The organism is Roseisolibacter agri (genome assembly GCF_030159095.1).
In the GTDB taxonomy this organism is placed as follows: domain Bacteria; phylum Gemmatimonadota; class Gemmatimonadetes; order Gemmatimonadales; family Gemmatimonadaceae; genus Roseisolibacter; species Roseisolibacter agri.
The window spans coordinates 74,438-90,697 of the sequence record NZ_BRXS01000008.1 but is presented as its reverse complement, the minus strand read 5'-3'; the positions used below and the strand labels follow the sequence as shown (position 1 = coordinate 90,697).

Below are 16,260 nucleotides of genomic sequence, written 5' to 3'. Positions count from 1 at the left end.
GTCGTCGCGAGCCCGCCGAGCCACCACGCGCGCTCGCGGCGGGCGAGCACGAGGGCGACCAGGAGCCCTTCCGTCGGGGCTGGAAACACGGTGGCCTCCAGAAGGGCCATCACGGCCAGGACGACGGCGCCCGCGGGATGGTCGGCCCAGCCGAGCCCCCACCGACCGAGGCGCCCGCTGCGCGGCCCTCCTCTGGGCCACCGCTCCGCGCGCCCCGCCTGCGCTCCGCGCCGGCCCGACCCGCGCCGGCCCGACTACCACCCCCCTGCCCGGCCAGGCGCACCGTCAGGCAGCCCAGGCGACCGGCGCGCCGGTCGCCGCAGCGGTCGCCCACGACCCGGTGCCGTGTCGGGCTGTCCCACGCTGCACGTCACGCGTCACCGAGAGCGAAGCAAACACCGTAGTCCCCATCGAGTCGGACACGCCCTTGCCGAACGCTCCCTGACCGCGGCGGCCCTCCCCGGGCGACCCGTCCGGCGTACGGCGTGCCGCGGGGCCGGTCCCGTCCGGATGCCCCCTCATGAGGTGCGCCACCGGCACGGCGGTCATCCGCCGCCCGGCACGGTGCCGCCGGTACGGCCGCACCCGCGGCTGCGCGCATGTCATGGTCGGTAGCGCAGACGGTCTCAGGCCCCGCGGCGCAGTCGAGGGCGGCGCCGTGTGAGGGAACTATGGCGCTGAGACACACGCACTGCGGCGTATGCGTCGGCCACTTGAGGTCACCGCAACGACTTGCCCGTCGGCGCCGAGCGCACGGAGCGCTTCGGCGTAGTAGGGCGCGTGCCATCGCGGATCACGGGACGTTCCCCAACGCCCCTGCTTCGTCCGCACCGGGCGCTCGCGCAGGTCGAGCGCGACGAGTGCCCGGAGGGTGGCCGCCTTCGTGAGCCCCACGCCGCCGCCTGCCAGTCGAGAACGTCTCGACCGCAGCGTACGGGGGCTGTTCACGTCGGCGTGCCGGATCACACCACACCTGCCGCAGCGGAAGGTCGCGCCGCGGCGGTTCTTCGGGTCCACGAAGTGACAGTCGCAGCACTCCTGCGAGGAGTACGCGGCCTGGACTTCGACCACTTCGATCCCGTACCGATCTTCGAGATCCTGGAGCTTGGCCTGGACGAGCGCCCGCCCAGCGTTCGTAACCAGCCGGTTCATCCGCCGCGAGAGCTCGGGGCGGCGGAAGTGCAGCCGCTCGACGATCAGCCGGCCCGGCGCATCGCGCGCCACGACCCGGTTGAGCACCCGGTTGATCGTCTCGCGCAGGAAGCCGCGCAGCCGCTGGACCTCCCGGTCGTACCGGGGGCTCCGCACCCGGAGCTTGTGCCGCTGCCGGTACTGGGCAAGCCGCGTGATCCGCCGGTCGTAGTACCGGAGCCGGTCGAGGAAGCCGCGCCCCAGCAGGTCGCCCTGGTCAGACCCGAACAGGGGGCGGAGCCCCCAGTCGAGCGCCACCTCCTCCCTGCGGGGCTGGTAGGCGGCTCGGCTCTCTGCGAAGACTGCGGTGACATCGGTGATGACCCCCACGGTCAGGCGCCCGTCGCGGTCCTCGTTGAGCTGGACCGTCGCCTTCCGCGTCCCCGCCCGGTCGGCGAAGTGGGCGTGCGGCACGAGCGGGATCGCTACGCGCTGCTGGGGCACCATCGTGGAGACGGTCACCCAGAGCGGGTGATGCGTCGCCGAAGCGGCCGGAGCGAGCGTGGCCGCCCGCGCATCGAGCACGGCGTTGATCCGAGACACGGTTGGCCGGCGGTGCTGGGCCAGCACGTGCCGCATGATCGTGCGGGCCAGCCGCTGCACCTCAGCCGGCACCGGCGTGCCGTCCTTCATGGGCACGGGCCCGCGCGAGAACCACGCCTGGCGGCGGTTCACCGTGTGGAGCTGGTGCCGAACCTCGGGTGGGAGCGACGACCGCTGCACCACGCGAGCGAAGTCGTCGGCCCGGGTCTCGAGGAAGCCGGCCAGGACGCCGACGACCTGCCCGCGCACCATCTGGAGTCGATTCGCGGCGCCCACGACGGCGGCGAGGGCGTGCTCCTCGGGGCTGCGGTAAAACTTGTTGATGCGTCCCGTCTCGAACAGCAGCCGCCACTGCTCCCGGGAGACCAGCACCGCGCCGGCGCGATACGCCCGGAGGACGGCGCGCAGGGCGCGCGTCTTCCCGGCATTGGCGGCATGGGCCAGCGGGTCGCAGCGGAGGACGGTCGTCACGCCTGCACTATACGGGGGCACGGCCGCGCGCACGAATCTCGCCGCATCCGGCCACCGTCACGCCGCGGACGGGGCCACGAGGGCGGCGTACGGGAGCGGCGCGGCGTCGGCGCGCAGGAGCGCCGCGAGGCGGTCGAGCGCCGGCAGCCGCTCGTTCCAGCGGAACGCCGACTCCGCGGCGTAGCGCGGCAGGTGCTTGCGGCTCACGCGGTGGAAGACGCCGATGATCGCGCGCTTGAGCGTCGCGTTCCAACTCTCGGCCGTGTTGACGTGGACCCGGAGACCCGTCGCCTCGCACGTCCGGGCGTACTCGTCGGCCGAGTGCCGCACGCGGTGATGGCCGGCGTACTCGCGGCCCACGCCGACGTAGGCCGGCAACTCGTCCGTCATGAGGGTGGCGTCCGGGGCCACCGTGCCCCGCACGGCCCCGCCGAGCGCCCCGGCGGAGTGGATGGGCACGAGTTGCGTCACCACGCGCCCGGCCCGCTCCACGGCCACGAACACGCAGGGCTTCGCCGTCGAGCGGCCCATCCGGCGCCGCGGGCGCTCTTCGGCGGGCAGCGTCCGCTCGCCATGCACCCGGCGGGGGCGCCCGCCGACGTAGGTCTCGTCGAGCTCCACCACGCCCCGGAGCAGCCCGGCGGGGGCTCCGCTGGCCGCCATCATCTGCCGGATGCGGTACCCGACGTGCCACGCCGTTCGGTAGCCTACCCCGAGCCACGCCGCCAGCTTCAAGGCGCTCACGCCCTTACTCGAGGTGGCGATCAGGTACATGGCGAGAAGCCACGTCCGCATCGGGAGCCGAGTGCGGTGCAGGGCCGTCCCGGAGGTGATGGAGAACTGGTGGCGACAGGCGAGGCAGGTGTAGCGCCCCGGCCGGGTGCGGAGACGGCAGACCTCATTCAGCACCCCGCACGAGGGGCAGACCGGCCCTTCAGGCCAGCGCTGCTGCTCCATCCAGTTGATGGCGGCCTGCTCGGTCGGGAAGCGCCGCAGGATCGTGGTGATCGCCATGCGGAGTCCTGCCCCGACCGGACTCGACCGTTCCTGCCGTGTGCCTCAGCGCCATAGTTCCGCCGTGTGATACGACACCCGCGACAGCACCACCGGAGGGGCGGCACCCCGAAGGGCCAAGGGCGCGAGGCATCGGGCGAGGCGCCCGGGCATCACCGCCGCCGGCCGGCGCGACACGCCGTAGGGGCGTACCACCGCCCGGGCATCGACTCACGGGGCCGGCCGAACTTTACGCCAGTAAAATGTATAGCGACGCGTACCCCTGGGACTCCCCCCGGCACCGTCCGTCTGATCGTCCATCAACCCTTTCTCATCCCGCTCGGCCCCCTGACCCTCACCGGGTTTGGCCTGGCGATGGTGGCGGCCTTCTGGATTGCGCAGATCGTGATGCACCGCGAGCTCGCCCGTCGGGGGCACGACCCGGCGCCCGTCGCCGACGTGCTCGCGGCCGCGCTCGTGGGCACCCTGATCGGCGCAAAGCTCTACGACGTGCTCGTCATCACGCACGACTGGCGCGACGTCTTCAGCCGCGGCGGGTTCGTGTTCTGGGGGGGGTCCGGGAGCCGTAGCAGCCTGCGCGTGGGTGCTCCGCCGCAAGCGGCTCCCCTTCACCCGCTTCAGCGACGTGGCGGGGATCGCCATCGCCGCGGGCTACGCGGTCGGGCGGACAGGATGCTGGGCTATCGGCGACGACTACGGCCGGCCCTGGTCATCCCGCTGGGCCGTGCAGTTTCCGGAGGGCGCGCCGCCGTCTACCGCAGCGGTCATGGCGCGCGCCTTCGGCACCCCACTCGCGCCAGGCACGTCCCCCGAGACGGTGCTCGCCGCCTACCCGACCCAGCTCTACGAGGTCGTCCTCGGCTTGCTCACGTTCCTCGCGCTGTGGCGCCGGCGCGACCACGACCACGCGGAGGGGTGGCTCTTTGGCCTGTACCTCGTGCTCGCGGGACTCGAGCGGTTCCTCATCGAGTTCCTCCGGGCCAAGGACGACCGGTTCCTGCCGCTCGGGCTCTCCTCGGCGCAGGGGGTCGCCCTCGCGCTGACCCTCGGTGGGGTGCTCTGGATGGCGGCACGGTGGCGCACCGGCGCGCGGCGGCCGGGGATCCACGTCGCCGTCGCAGGTGACCCGCTGGGCGCCGCGCACACGTCCGACGGACGGCGGATCGCGGGCCGGCTCTACGTGCCGTAAAGGGCACATGACGTGCAGCCCCCTAGCGCGACGCCGCGCCGCGCCCGGCGAGTCACACTGCGGGTGCACCCTGCGCAGCAGCCACACGTCCGGCGTCGCGCCCGACATCAGCCACGGCGTGGCGCCCGCCCACGGCCACTGCTTGCCGCTATGCAGCCCCAACCGATGCAGCACGACATGACGCCCGCGATGCGCACGAGCGTCGCCGCATGCACGGCCTGCCGGGACGCCTGCTTGGTGGCCGTTGCGCACTCCGTCGAGCGTGGCGGGGACCTCGCGGCGCCCGCACATGTCGCGGTGCTGCTTGACTGCGCCGTGCTCTGCGAGACGACCGCGGCGTACCTCCTGCGAGGGTCACCGCGTCACGCGCGCCTGTGCGCGGTGTGCGCGAGCGTCTGCCGCGACTGCGAAGCCTCCTGCCTGGCGCTCAGCGCCGGCGAGACGCTGCGCCGCTGCGCGGACGCGTGCCGCATATGCGCCGAGGCGTGCGAGCAGACCGCTGCTGCCCCTGGGACCTGAGCCCCCAGGGTCTGCCGGAGCGCGGCGCGCCGGCGGAGCGCTGCGTCCGAGGCGTCGCACGGCAGGGCTCGCAGCACCGGCCGTACCGGGTGAGTACCGCGTGTCGCGCTTCCCCCCGAGGGAGGCGCTGGCGCGGTCGGCGCCCCCCTCCCGCACGCGCTCGACCGCCCGACGCGTCCTCCCGCTGCACCGCCGGGCGTGCGCCGCGAGCCGCGGCTGGGCGATTGGGCGCCGCGGTGCGCAGCACGTCGTACGGCGGGCGCGGCCCGCGTGGGCTGCCTGGCGCCCGTGCCCCACGCGCAGCGCTGCACGACCGGAGGCCGTGTCCGCGCCGCAGCGCGGGTGCGTCAGTGTGGCGTCGCGCGGGGCCCGGGCGGGGTCGTCGACGCCCGCGCGCCTTGGGTGGCTCGAAGCCGTACCGCGAGCGCTCGAACGGCCGGGCGGCGGAGCCGCGGCAGAAACCGGTCGATCAGCTCCACCCCCTCCCGGTACCGCGCCGGCGCGGATCCGGCCTCGGATGCCGCGGCGGCCGCGTGCGCCGCCTCGCGCGCCGGCAGCGGAGGGGTTGGACGGGCTGCGCCACCGGTGCGACTGGGGTCGACCGCCGACCCGGCGCCGGGCCGCGGTGAGTATTGCTCGCCGTACAGACGGTCGAGCAACGCGAGCATCTCGCGCTTCTCGGCGTCCAGCGCGGCGTCGGTCTCGGCGGGGTCCTGCGCGGTACCGTGCGCTGCGTGCCCGGCGGGCTGCATCATGCCCTCGTGCGCCGACGTGATGAGCGCCTCATGGTGGTCGAGCATGTGCCGGAGGAAGTCCTGATCTGCGTCGCGCGCCGCTGGCAGCGCCGCCACCGACGCCGGTGGCGCCGGTGGCGCCGGTGGCGGGAGCGGTGCCGACGCGGCGCGTGCGGGCGCCGGCGCGGCCACGGTCGTCGGCACCGGATCGCGCGTCGCCGAGTCGCCGCGCCGGTCGGCTTCCCGGCCGCGCGTGCAGCCGAGCGCCGCCGCGCTGGCGAGGAGGGCGGCCATCCGGCCGACGGGGCGGATTCCGAGCAGACGCATGCGAGCCTCCCAAGGCCCAACGGAGTGATCCATCCCTACACGCGCCCCCCGGTGCACGCGGCCGCGCGTCCAGACGGGCCAGACACCCGCGCCCAGCTGGGCCAATGGGCGGCACGCGCGTTCCGGGGCGGCGCGAATGGTCACGGCGCCGGCGCGGGCACCGTGAACGTCACCTCGCGCGGCGCACCGGAACCGACACCGGCACTGGGGAGTCGGACGATGGCCTCGAAGGCGCGGAACGCGGCGGCGTCGTAGCGAGCCGTGAGCCGGCCGGCGGCCGCGTCCGAGGTCAGCGGCAGGGTCACCATTTGATTCCCTCGCATCAGCATGACGCTCGCACCCGGCGGCGGCGCGATGGGCTTCAACCCCGCGTCGTAGAGCCACACGGCGATGGTACCACCCGGTTCGACCGCCAGCTCCACATGTCCGGCGCCAGCCATGGCAAGCTGGCCACCGTGTGGCGCCCGCCCGTGGCCTGTCATCGCCGTGGCTCCGCGGGCCGTATCCGCTCCGGACGCGTTCGGGTGGGCATGCCCCGAGTGGCTCGCGTGGCCCGACGCCGGTGGCGCCCCCGCGGCTTGCGCCGTACTGACGCGCGGCGCGGCGAGCGCGAGGACGGCAGCCGCGAAGGCCGCCGCGAAGGCGGCCGCGAAGGCGGCAGCGGGGCGGGCGCCGTCGCGCGTGGCGCGCGGCAGGTCGGCGGAACGAGCGGTCGACGACATCGTGGAACGCAGAGACATCGGGGTCACTCCAGTAGCGAGGAGGCGTGGTGCGCAGCAGCGTGCCGCAGCGGAGCCGGCGTCGTGGGCATGCCGGGCTGCGTGAGCGTCGGAGCCTGCGCGGGGCGCATTGCCCGACCGGGGAGATGCTAGCCGCCGCGAGCTGAAGGGACTGTGAAGCACGCCTAAAGAGGGCCTTAGACTTCACGGGCGAGGACGCATGGGCCCGCGCCACCCGCTGGATTCGCGCGAACAAGCCGCCGGCCGACCATACTACGCAGCATAAAACTGGCACTAGACTTCGCAGGATCCGGCCGTCCCCGGTCGCGCGAGGGTCGGCGGCCGGAGCGACTCGACCGTCCGTCGCCGCACACCATCAGCCGCATGAGGCGTATGACCGACTCGCGCCAACTCATCGACGTCGCGCTCGTCGCGTGGTTCGCCCTCACCGGCCTCGGTGCGGCGTACGTGGCGTACGACGCATTTGTTCGCACCCCAGAGATGCGCGTCATGAAGTGGGGCTGGCTGCTCGTGACGCTCTACACCGGCCCGGTGGGCGCGGCCGTGTACGTCCTGGCGTGTCAGGAACCAGCCCCCGGCGCCCACGAACAGTTCGTGCGACCGCTCTGGAAGCAGGCGCTTGGTTCCACGATCCACTGTCTCGCGGGAGACGCGAGCGGGATCGTCTTCGCCGCGGCCGTCACCGCCGCCCTAGGCCTGCCGATGGGACTGGACCTCGTCGTCGAGTACGTCCTGGGCTTCGCCTTCGGGCTCTTCGTCTTCCAGGCGCTCTTCATGCGCGGCATGCTCGGCGGCTCGTACGCGCGAGCCGTGCGGCGCGCCTTCCTCCCGGAGTGGCTGTCGATGAACGCGGTGATGGCGGGGATGACGCCGGTCATGGCGGTGCTGATGTCGCGCGACATGCGGGCGATGGAAGCGACCTCGCTCCGCTTCTGGGGGGTGATGTCGCTCGCCTCACTCGTCGGCGCCGCCGTCGCGTACCCGGTCAACGCCTGGTTGGTCGCGGTCGGGATGAAGCACGGGATGGGGACCGAGCGCGTGCTGGGCGCCGGTGGTCACCCCATCGCCGTCGAACGCGGCCGCGAGGCGCGCCTCGCGGCGGCTGGCACGACGGCCCGAGGCGCCGCGACGCCCGAGACAGGGGCAGTGGCAGACACGCGAGGGCCACGGGGTGAGATGGGGGCCATGTCGCACGAGATGCCCCGCATCGCGCCCGCCACGCCCGCCACGCCCGCCCCCGCGCAGCCCGAGCGGCATTCGGACGGGCCGGAGGATCCAGGCGTGCCGCCCGCGATGGTGCACGGGGGCATGGGGACCCCCGAACGGCCGGCCGCGACGACGGCCCAGGTGGCCGCCGTGACGATCCTCACGGTGCTCGCGCTCGGCGCCGGGACGCTGGTGGCGGCGCTCGGCGGTGACCTCACAATGCGGCCAGGGATGCCGGCCGCGCCCGCGTCAGGACACGCGGCTCCGGGGACCGGCATGCCCGCGATGCCCGGCATGCCCCCGACTCGGTAGCCGAGGCCAACACCCGGGCCGGTCGCCGCCCTTCGGAGGCGGAGATCGGGCCGGCAAGCGGCGCGCGAGCGTGCTCCCCGAGGATGTGCCTGGCGGTGGGCCTGGCGGTGGGCCTGGCCGTGGGCCCGGCGCGGCACTCGACGGCTACGCGCCGTGCGCCGAGACTAGATCGGGAGCCGGAGGGTGAACCGACTTCCAGCCACCGCGCCGGTCGGGGTGGTCGCCGGCGCGTACGTCACGTCGCCCCCGTGCGCCTCGGCGATGCCCTTCACGATGGCGAGCCCGAGGCCCGCGCCGCCCCCGGATGCCCGCGCCGGATCCGCCCGGAAGAAGCGCTCGAAGAGGCGCGTCCGGTGCTCCGGCGCCACGCCCGGCCCGCTATCCACCACGTGGACCGCCACCGTCGTCGGCGAACGTGTGAGGTGGACGCGTACGCCCCCGCCGGCCGGGCTGACCCGCACGGCGTTGTCGAGCAGGTTGTCGAGCGCCTGGCTCACCAGCACGGCGTCCACGGCGGCGACGACCGGCGGACCGTCCGCCGCGTCGCCCGCGGCCTCGGGCCGCTCGGGCGCAGCCCCCGGCACGAGCGCAACGCGGACGGCACGGGCCTCGCCGACTTTGGCGGCACGGAGACACGCCGCCGCGGTGAGCGCCTCCACGTCCGTCGGGACCCGCCGCGGCTGCAGGACGCCGGCGTCGCTGCGAGCCAGGAGCAGAAGCCCGGCGGCCAGTTCGCCGACGCGGTCCGCCTCGGCGATCCCGTCGGCCAGCGCGGCCCGGTACTCGTCGGGAGCTCGGTCGCGCCGGAGCGCCAACTCGAGCCCCGCCCGGAGCACTGCGAGCGGATGCCGGATCTCGTGGCTCGCGTCGGCCACGAACCGACGCTGCGCGGCGAAGGCCGCTTCGAGGCGCGCGAGCATGTCGTTGAGGACCGCGACGAGACGGTGATACTCCTCGGCATCGGCGTGGGCCTGCAGCCGCGCGCCCAGCGAGCCGGCGGTGATGGCGGCCGCCTGTTCCGCCACCTCCCGTGCCGGTCGGATCGCGCGGCCCGCGAGCGCCCAGCCGCCTCCGAAGGTCAGCACGGTGGCCGTCGCGCCGAACGCGGCGAGCGTCCACACCATGGCGCGGAGCACCTCGTCCACCGGGGCGGCGGGAGCGGCCACCTGCAGGACGTGGCGCTCGTGCCCCCGACCGAGCCGGGCGAGCGGAAGGTAGACCATCCGTAACGGCCCGCCGTCCCAGCGGCCACCCGTCGCCACGACCCGGTCGCGCGCGGCCGCCGCGAGGGCACCAGGGGCCAGCGGGAGGTCGCGCACGCCGAGGCTCCGGCTGCGGAGCACCGGGCGTCCGTCCAGGCCCCAGATCTCCGCGTAGCGGACCAACTGCGCAAGCTCGCGCTGGTCGGCCGCGGGCGGGTCGAAGGCGCCCTCATGGAAGTGCATCGCGTCGGCGGGCGCGTCGGCCAGCGTGGCCGCCTCGATAGCGCCGAGGCGCAGCAGGGTGGCATCGAGCTGGCCCACGAGGGCACGCCGCAGCAGCACCATGGCCACCAGCGCGGCGAGCGTGAACGCGCCCGCCATCAGCGCGGCGAAGCGCCCGGCGAGCCGCGTCCGGAACGACGTGGGGCGACGGCCGGACGCCGGGCGGGCACCGTCGGACTTCCGCGCGGGGCCCTCGGCGGTGTCGGCGCGCACGGCGCCGCCGTCGCCGCTCACGTCGCGGTGTTGGCCAGTCGGAGCACGAACCCGACCCCACGCACCGTCTGCACGAGCGGCGGCCCGCCCGCCTCGGCGAGCTTGCGCCGGAGATTCCCGACGTGCACGTCGACGACGTTGGAATCCGGGTCCACCTGCAGGTCCCACACCTTTTCCAGGAACTCGGTGCGCCGGACCACCTGCTCCGGCCGGGAGACGAGCAGCTCGAGGATCTGAAACTCCCGGGCGGTCAGCGGCAGGACCTGCCCCCCGCGCCGCGCGACGTGCCGGAGGCGGTCCACCTCGACGTCCGCGTAACGCAAGGCTTCGACGCGTCCGGTCGGCGCGCCGCGCCGCGTCAGCGCACGGAGGCGGGCGAGCACCTCCTCCAGCGTGAACGGCTTGGTGACGTAGTCGTCCGCGCCCAGGTCGAGGCTCTGCACCAGCGAGGCGGTGTCGTCGCGCGCGGTGAGTATCAGCACGGGGGTGCGCACGCCGGCCGCGCGGAGTTCGGCCACGATCTGGAACCCGTTCTTGCCGGGCAGCATGACGTCGAGGACGACGGCGTCGTACGGCTCGGTGTGCGCGAGCAACGAGCCCTCGGGTCCGGTGGCCGCCACGTCCACGGCCCAGCCCTCCTCGCGGAGCGCCTGGGCGACGTAGCCGGCCAGCTTCGGGTCGTCCTCGACGAGCAGTGCGCGCACGCGCGAACGATCACCCCCACGTGCGTCCCGGCGCAACAGGCGCCGCGCCGCCGACATCACGTGGCCGGGGACGACGCGCGGTGCGCGACACGCGCCGCGCGTCGCCACCCGTCGCGTGGCGGTCCCCAACTCTGAAGCCGTCCTTAGCCGACCTTCACGGTCACTTCAGACGGCGGGCGTGAGATTGCAGGCACTCCTGGGACGCGACGTGGTCGCACGTCCCAGCGCCATCGACTCTCGAACACCCCACACCATGCGCTCCCTCCCGCGCCCGATTCGCCGCCCACTCCCGGGCTTCCCGCTCCGCCCCGCCCTGCACCGCCCGGCGCCGACGCACTTCGGCGGCACCCGTGTGTCCGCGGCGGTCGCGCATTGCCGCGGCCGAGCGCCCCGGTTGCGTGCCGTCGCGCTCGCGGCCCTGACCGCGCTGCTCGTGACCGCGCGCCCCGCGTTCGCGCACGGCCGCCTCAAGACGGCGTCCCCGGGCCCACAGTCGCGAGTCACCGGCGTCGTCCGATCCCTCCGACTGACGTTCACCGAGCGACCGGAAGCCGCCGTCTCGGCGATCACGCTCGTCGGGCCAAACGGCGGGTCGGTCCCCCTCGGTACAGCGGCCCTCGACCCGCGCGACCCGATGACGCTCGTCGCGCCCGTCACCCGCGGGCTCGGCGCGGGGAGGTACGAGGTGCGGTGGCAGATGGCCGGACGTGACGGCCACCCGGTGCGCGGCACGTACACGTTCAGGGTGGTCGGCTCGACGTCATCCGCCGCCACGGCGCCGGTCCGCCGCACCTAGCGCCGCACCTAGCGCCGCACCTAGCGCCGCACCTAGCGCCGCACCTAGCGCCGCACCCGTACACCACCACGGCCGCGGGGTCCGCCGCGGCCGCCGCCCCGGCGTGCTCGCGGTCCGACGTATTTCGTCGCGCGTCATGGGGGGCGCCGTGGATGGAGCGCACCCCGGCTGGCGTCCGGCTGTGGTGGTCGACGAAGACGTCTCTCGTCGCGGCGAGCCCCACATGCACGTTCGCAAACAGCTCACCGGTCCATGAGCGCCTGCAGGAGCAGTCGTCCGAGCCCCGCCCGCGGCCGCACCACCGCCGGCCGTCCCAGGCATGCGGCCGGGCCACGCGACCAACGGCCACCGCTTTACGCCACCTCAAACCACTCGCTGCGGTGCCCACGGCGCCGAGCGCGGCCGCACAACGACCACTTCGCGTGCACCCCGGTGCTGGGCGGCCGCGGTCGACATGCGCGGGAGGGTGCGGCGCGTGGTCGCCGCCCCGGTCGCTGCCCGCGCACGCAGGTGCGGCAGGGAGCATGGCGGTGCCTGTTCCCGCACCGACAGAGCGGCCGTCTCGTGATGCCGTCAGCGCCGCGGGCCACGCGTCCGGGCGCCTTGGCCCCGAGCCATGACTCGGCGCCCAGAGGTGCCGGATGCGGCGCACTTCCGGATCGGGCCGCCCACGGGCGGCGGCGAAGACGCGTGCCACCGGGCGCCCCTGGCGCCGCGCGCCAGTCATCGCGATGCCGGGCCCGGTCCCTTCGCCGGCGCACGCGGCGCATGTCCGCCGTGCGGCGCGACGTTCGCGCCCTCGGGCTCCCGCCACGGACGGCTGACCTACCATCCGCCAGGGCCGGCATGAGGCCGCTCCGGTACTCCGCGCCGCTCCGCCATCGGCTTGCCGGTGTGCCGGATACCGGTACCTTGTCGCGGCATCGCCTGCCCACGTTCGATACCTTCGGTACCCGCATCGCGACGGCGCAGATCGCCCGACTCGCGCCACGGCACGGAGGCCCATGTCCTCGCCCGATCCTCGCTACGACCGCTACGACCGCTACGACCGCTACGACCGGCGCCACTTCCTGCAGGGCCTCGCGCTCGGCGGGCCGCTCTTCGCAGTACGCGGCGCGTTCGCGGAGGCGCTCACCGAGACGGCGCAGACCATCGAGGGCCCGTTCTACCCAGACCGGATGCCGCTCGACACCGACAACGACCTGCTGATCATCAACGACGCCATCACCCCGGCGGTGGGCGAGGTCGCCTACCTGCACGGCCGGGTGCTCTCGCGGAGCGGACAGCCGGTGCGGAACGCGACGGTGGAGATCTGGCAGGTGGACGCCTTGGGCTCGTACGTGCACACCCGCGGACGCGATCCGAGCGGCCTCGATCCGAACTTCCAGGGCTACGGCCGCGCCCTCACGGGTTCCACGGGCGACTACCTGTTCCGGACCATCGTGCCGCGGCCCTACGCGTTGTACGGCGTGACGCGCGCGCCGCACATCCATCTCGCCGTGAGCCTCAATGGGCGTCGGGTCCTCACGACCCAGGTGCTGGTGCGCGGGCACCCGGATAACGCGACCGACGGGGTGCTGCAGGGGCTCGCGCCCCCGGCGCGCGCGACCGTGCTCGCGGACTTCGGGCGCGCCCCCGGTGCGCGCTCGGGCGAACGGACCGCGCGCTTCGACGTGGTGCTCGGCCGGACGGCCTTCGAGGGCGACGACGGGGTGCTGCGCGGCGGCATGGGCCGCTCCATCGGGACGCGATTCTGGGACATCCTCAAGGCGCAAGGGCGCGACACCCTCCGGTAGGGTCGTGCACCCCCGGGAGCATACCGATGCACAGCGGCCTACCTCTGCGAGGCCGAACTCGAGGGGAAGATCTGGCAGGGTAGTGCTAGTGGTCTGAGTTGGTAGAAGGTGGCCAGTCTGGCGCGGGTAGTGCGGCGCGGAGCGGGCTCCCATACTGGAGAGAGCCATGCCCGCGCCGTATGCCGTGCCGATCACGGTCAGCGAGGCTGACCGGCTGACGCTGCAGAGCTGGGCGCGCCGCCCGAAGACGGCCCAGGCACTCGCGTTGCGGGCCCGCATCGTCCTCGCGGCGGCGGCAGACGACGGGGCGAGCAACGGGGAGATCGCGGCGCGGCTCGGCACCCACCGCCACACGGTCGCGAAGTGGCGCCAGCGGTACGCGACGCGCGGCCTCGCGGGGCTGACCGACGAGCCCCGGCCCGGCGCGCCGCGCACGATCACCGATGACCGGGTCGATCAGGCGCTCGCCGCCACCCTCGAGCAGGCGCCGCCCAACGGCACGCACTGGAGCACGCGGCAGCTCGCCCGACGCGTCGGCTTGAGTCAGACCGCCGTGAGTCGCATCTGGCGGGCGTTCGGCCTGCAGCCGCACCGCACCGAGACGTTCAAGCTCTCACGCGATCCGCAGTTCGTCGAGAAGGTGCGCGACGTGGTCGGGCTCTATCTCGCGCCGCCGGACCGGGCGCTCGTGCTGTGCGTCGACGAGAAGACGCAGGTCCAGGCGCGCGAACCGACCGTGCCCGTCATGCCGATGCGCTCCGCGCAGCTGGAGCGGCGCACGCACGACTACGTGCGGCATGGGACGACGGACCTCTTCGCGGCCCTCGACGTGCACCTCGTGCTCGACAACGCCGCCACGCATAAGACCGAGATCATCCGGCGGTGGCTGCGGAAGCGCCCGCGCTACCACGTGCACTTCACGCCCACATCCGCGTCGTGGCTGAACCTCGTGGAGTGCTGGTTCAGCATCCTGCAGCGGCGCGAGCTCGCCCGCGGCGTGTACCGCAGCACCTACGCGCTGGAGCGCGCGATCCGGCAGTACGTCGCGGTGGCGAACACGGAGGCGAGGCCCTTCGTCTGGACGAAGACTGCCGACGAGATCCTCGCCTCCGTCGCTCGGTTCTGTCTACGTACTTCCGACTCGGGCTACTAGGCGCACGAGTCTCACGCGCTGTTCGGGCGTGAGAAGCGCCGCCATTCGGCACTCGGTCGCCTCTCCCCTCGCTCGGATGGCCCCGATGTGCGGCTCGAACACCTCCCGCTGATCGGGCGTCATCTTCGGCAGTCACCCGCATCTCGGGCGCAGGCCCCCGTGTGCCTCGCGCAACCACGGCCCGAGGCGCCTGCGGAGCACGAAGTCGAGCGAGTCGAGGGCGCGCCAGTCGGCGCGATTCGACACCCGTAACCCGGCACACAGGTCTCGGAGAGCACTCCTCTGCGGTTCGGTGAGCTCGCGGTCCGCGCGGTGCTCCACGACGAAGCCGAGCGGGTCCAACTCGTCTCGCACGGGCGCCGCTACGGGGCGCGGCGCGGCCCGCGCGTTAGACGACCGCGTTGCGCACCTCCGGCTACGAGAGCGGCGGCGAGAAGCGGCATCGGCACCCTCTTCCACACGCGCATCTGCAGCATCATCAGCACCCCGGCCCGCCTGGGTTCGACCGGCAGAGGTCCGCCCGACTCGGCTCCTCCATCCCCGGGTCCTGACCGCCGCGCCGGTGCAGCGCCGAGAGCGCGTGCTCGGCCTCCCGCCGCACGGTGGCGTCTCGGTCGGCGAGCGCTTGGCGGAGCGCCGGGCGGCTGGCCCGGTCGCCGACGAGGCCGAGTGCCGTGACCGCCGCGATCCGCACGCGAGGGTTGGGGTCCGCCGTCGCGGTGGCGCGCAGCATCGCCATCGGATCGCCCGCCCCGGCGGCGGCCGGCACGGTCCACTCGGACAACCCGTCAGCGCCGCGTTGGCCCATGCCCTCGGCGGCCGCCTCGCGCACCAGCTCCACGGTGTCCCGGAGCGCGCCGACGAGCGCCGGGCCGACGGTGCCCGGCGGGCCGCCGACGAGGGCGAGCGCATGCGCCGCCGCTCGGCGTACGCGGAAGTCCCCGTCCCGCGTCGCCGCGCGCGCGAGCGATGCCGCCACCAGCTGGGCCGCCTCGCCCAGGGCGCCGAGCGCCTCGGCGGCCGGGCGGCGCACAAACGGGTCCGGGTCGCTGAGTGCGCCCGCGAGCGCGGGGGCACTGGTCGGCGCCGCGTCGGGGCCGAAGTCTCGAAGCACGGCGACCGCCTGTGTCCGCACCACCGGGTGCGCGGAGTCGGCGAGCAACGCGGCGACGGCCGGCACCGCGTCGCGCTGGAGCTGCTCGCGCACCCGGCCGCCGCCCCGCCCGGCATGCCGGATCGCCGAGGCGGCGGCGACACGCACCGGGTCGCTCGTGTCGGCGAGCGCCGCGACCAGGGCGGTCACCACCTTGGGCGCGTTCGGCTGGAGGCGGAGCACCTCGCCCAGCGCGGCCGCGGCGTCAAGCCGGCCGTCGAGGCCGGGCGCGGCGAGCTGCGCAATCCACGCGTCGCTGGGGCGGCCCTTGTAGCCGGGGTCGGTGTAACAGCCAGCACTTCCGGTGAGGGCGGCGATCACCACACCGGCCGCGACGAGCACCCGAGGCGGCGTCGCGCTCCTTTGGCGGATGCCGCTCCGCGTCCGCGTCCGCGAGATCGCCGCGCCGAGCGCGTCGCCACGGCCGGCCGGTGCGAGCGTGGCGAGGCGAGGCGCGCCAGAGGTGGCGCCGTCGGCAGCGCGGCACGTCGGGCCGCACGGCACGTCGGCGGCAGCGCCCGTGGGCCGCGGGCGGGCTGTCTCGTGCTCCATCGGGTGCGCCTCTGGCGTGGTTCGGGTTGGACAGACGGGCGGGTGGCAAGCCATGGCTCCGGCTACCAGCCTCGCTATCGTCGCGGTTCCTCCGTGCCTGCTGCGCACCCGTCCGGGCGGTACGCTTCCCTCGGAGCCGCCGCGACCAGGCCCACGCGCTCCG

General features: G+C 74.5%; 12 protein-coding genes and 1 pseudogene. 6 read left to right on the top strand and 7 right to left on the bottom strand.

The annotated features are described in order from the left end of the window. Window positions 1-669: 669 nt before the first annotated feature. Together rosag_RS23515 and rosag_RS23510 are read right to left on the bottom strand one after the other, a co-directional pair. Window positions 670-2,205, bottom strand: a complete 1,536-nt coding sequence (locus tag rosag_RS23515; RefSeq protein WP_284352627.1) for a transposase — start codon at window positions 2,203-2,205, stop codon at window positions 670-672. 57 nt (window positions 2,206-2,262) lie between these two features. Further along, window positions 2,263-3,219, bottom strand: a complete 957-nt coding sequence (locus tag rosag_RS23510) for an IS1595 family transposase (protein WP_284352626.1) — start codon at window positions 3,217-3,219, stop codon at window positions 2,263-2,265. Window positions 3,220-3,573: 354 nt separating this feature from the next. On the opposite strand from rosag_RS23510, the pseudogene rosag_RS23505 reads away from it, so the two are divergent. Beyond that, window positions 3,574-4,408 (top strand): annotated as a pseudogene (locus rosag_RS23505) (prolipoprotein diacylglyceryl transferase). A 150-nt stretch (window positions 4,409-4,558) separates the two neighbouring features. Beyond that, the gene (locus rosag_RS25495; RefSeq protein ID WP_486666787.1) at window positions 4,559-4,927 is read left to right on the top strand and encodes a four-helix bundle copper-binding protein; all 369 of its coding nucleotides are present in this window, start codon (window positions 4,559-4,561) and stop codon (window positions 4,925-4,927) included. A gap of 347 nt (window positions 4,928-5,274) precedes the next feature. Here rosag_RS25495 and rosag_RS23500 read toward each other — a convergent pair whose 3' ends face one another. Continuing rightward, window positions 5,275-5,988, bottom strand: a complete 714-nt coding sequence (locus rosag_RS23500; protein WP_284352625.1) for a hypothetical protein — start codon at window positions 5,986-5,988, stop codon at window positions 5,275-5,277. Window positions 5,989-6,128: 140 nt separating this feature from the next. Then, entirely contained in the window at window positions 6,129-6,728 is a 600-nt protein-coding gene (locus tag rosag_RS23495; RefSeq protein ID WP_284352624.1) for a hypothetical protein, read from the bottom strand. 363 nt (window positions 6,729-7,091) lie between these two features. Here rosag_RS23495 and rosag_RS23490 point away from each other — a divergent pair, with 363 nt between their 5' ends. After that, complete coding sequence (locus rosag_RS23490; RefSeq protein ID WP_284352623.1) at window positions 7,092-8,246, top strand: DUF4396 domain-containing protein; 1,155 nt, start codon at window positions 7,092-7,094, stop codon at window positions 8,244-8,246. Between the two features lie 164 nt (window positions 8,247-8,410). Here rosag_RS23490 and rosag_RS25480 read toward each other — a convergent pair whose 3' ends face one another. Continuing rightward, window positions 8,411-9,166 carry a sensor histidine kinase gene (locus tag rosag_RS25480; protein ID WP_425607535.1) on the bottom strand — a complete coding sequence of 252 codons (756 nt, stop codon included), beginning with the start codon at window positions 9,164-9,166 and terminating at the stop codon, window positions 8,411-8,413. Window positions 9,167-9,960: 794 nt separating this feature from the next. After that, on the bottom strand, window positions 9,961-10,647 hold the full coding sequence (locus rosag_RS23480; protein ID WP_284352621.1) for a response regulator transcription factor: 687 nt from the start codon (window positions 10,645-10,647) through the stop codon (window positions 9,961-9,963). 394 nt (window positions 10,648-11,041) lie between these two features. Here rosag_RS23480 and rosag_RS23475 point away from each other — a divergent pair, with 394 nt between their 5' ends. From rosag_RS23475 to rosag_RS23465, 3 genes are all read left to right on the top strand, one after another. Next, on the top strand, window positions 11,042-11,443 hold the full coding sequence (locus tag rosag_RS23475; protein ID WP_284352620.1) for a copper resistance CopC family protein: 402 nt from the start codon (window positions 11,042-11,044) through the stop codon (window positions 11,441-11,443). A gap of 1,004 nt (window positions 11,444-12,447) precedes the next feature. Then, the gene (locus rosag_RS23470) at window positions 12,448-13,239 is read left to right on the top strand and encodes a dioxygenase family protein (protein WP_284352619.1); all 792 of its coding nucleotides are present in this window, start codon (window positions 12,448-12,450) and stop codon (window positions 13,237-13,239) included. Window positions 13,240-13,405: 166 nt separating this feature from the next. Then, window positions 13,406-14,392 (top strand): IS630 family transposase, encoded by a 987-nt coding sequence (locus tag rosag_RS23465; RefSeq protein WP_284352618.1) that lies wholly within the window; start codon window positions 13,406-13,408, stop codon window positions 14,390-14,392. Window positions 14,393-14,870: 478 nt separating this feature from the next. Here rosag_RS23465 and rosag_RS23460 read toward each other — a convergent pair whose 3' ends face one another. Further along, on the bottom strand, window positions 14,871-15,887 hold the full coding sequence (locus tag rosag_RS23460; RefSeq protein WP_284352617.1) for a HEAT repeat domain-containing protein: 1,017 nt from the start codon (window positions 15,885-15,887) through the stop codon (window positions 14,871-14,873). Between the last annotated feature and the right edge of the window lie 373 nt (window positions 15,888-16,260).

Excerpts from the sequence above, each read along its gene's own strand:
- rosag_RS23510 (WP_284352626.1), bottom strand. The coding sequence starts at position 3,219 with ATGGCGATCACCACGATCCTGCGGCGCTTCCCGACCGAGCAGGCCGCC.
- rosag_RS25495 (WP_486666787.1), top strand. The coding sequence starts at position 4,559 with ATGCAGCCCCAACCGATGCAGCACGACATGACGCCCGCGATGCGCACG.
- rosag_RS23500 (WP_284352625.1), bottom strand. The coding sequence starts at position 5,988 with ATGCGTCTGCTCGGAATCCGCCCCGTCGGCCGGATGGCCGCCCTCCTC.
- rosag_RS23495 (WP_284352624.1), bottom strand. The coding sequence starts at position 6,728 with ATGTCTCTGCGTTCCACGATGTCGTCGACCGCTCGTTCCGCCGACCTG.
- rosag_RS23490 (WP_284352623.1), top strand. The coding sequence starts at position 7,092 with ATGAGGCGTATGACCGACTCGCGCCAACTCATCGACGTCGCGCTCGTC.
- rosag_RS25480 (WP_425607535.1), bottom strand. The coding sequence starts at position 9,166 with ATGCTCGCGCGCCTCGAAGCGGCCTTCGCCGCGCAGCGTCGGTTCGTG.
- rosag_RS23470 (WP_284352619.1), top strand. The coding sequence starts at position 12,448 with ATGTCCTCGCCCGATCCTCGCTACGACCGCTACGACCGCTACGACCGC.
- rosag_RS23465 (WP_284352618.1), top strand. The coding sequence starts at position 13,406 with ATGCCCGCGCCGTATGCCGTGCCGATCACGGTCAGCGAGGCTGACCGG.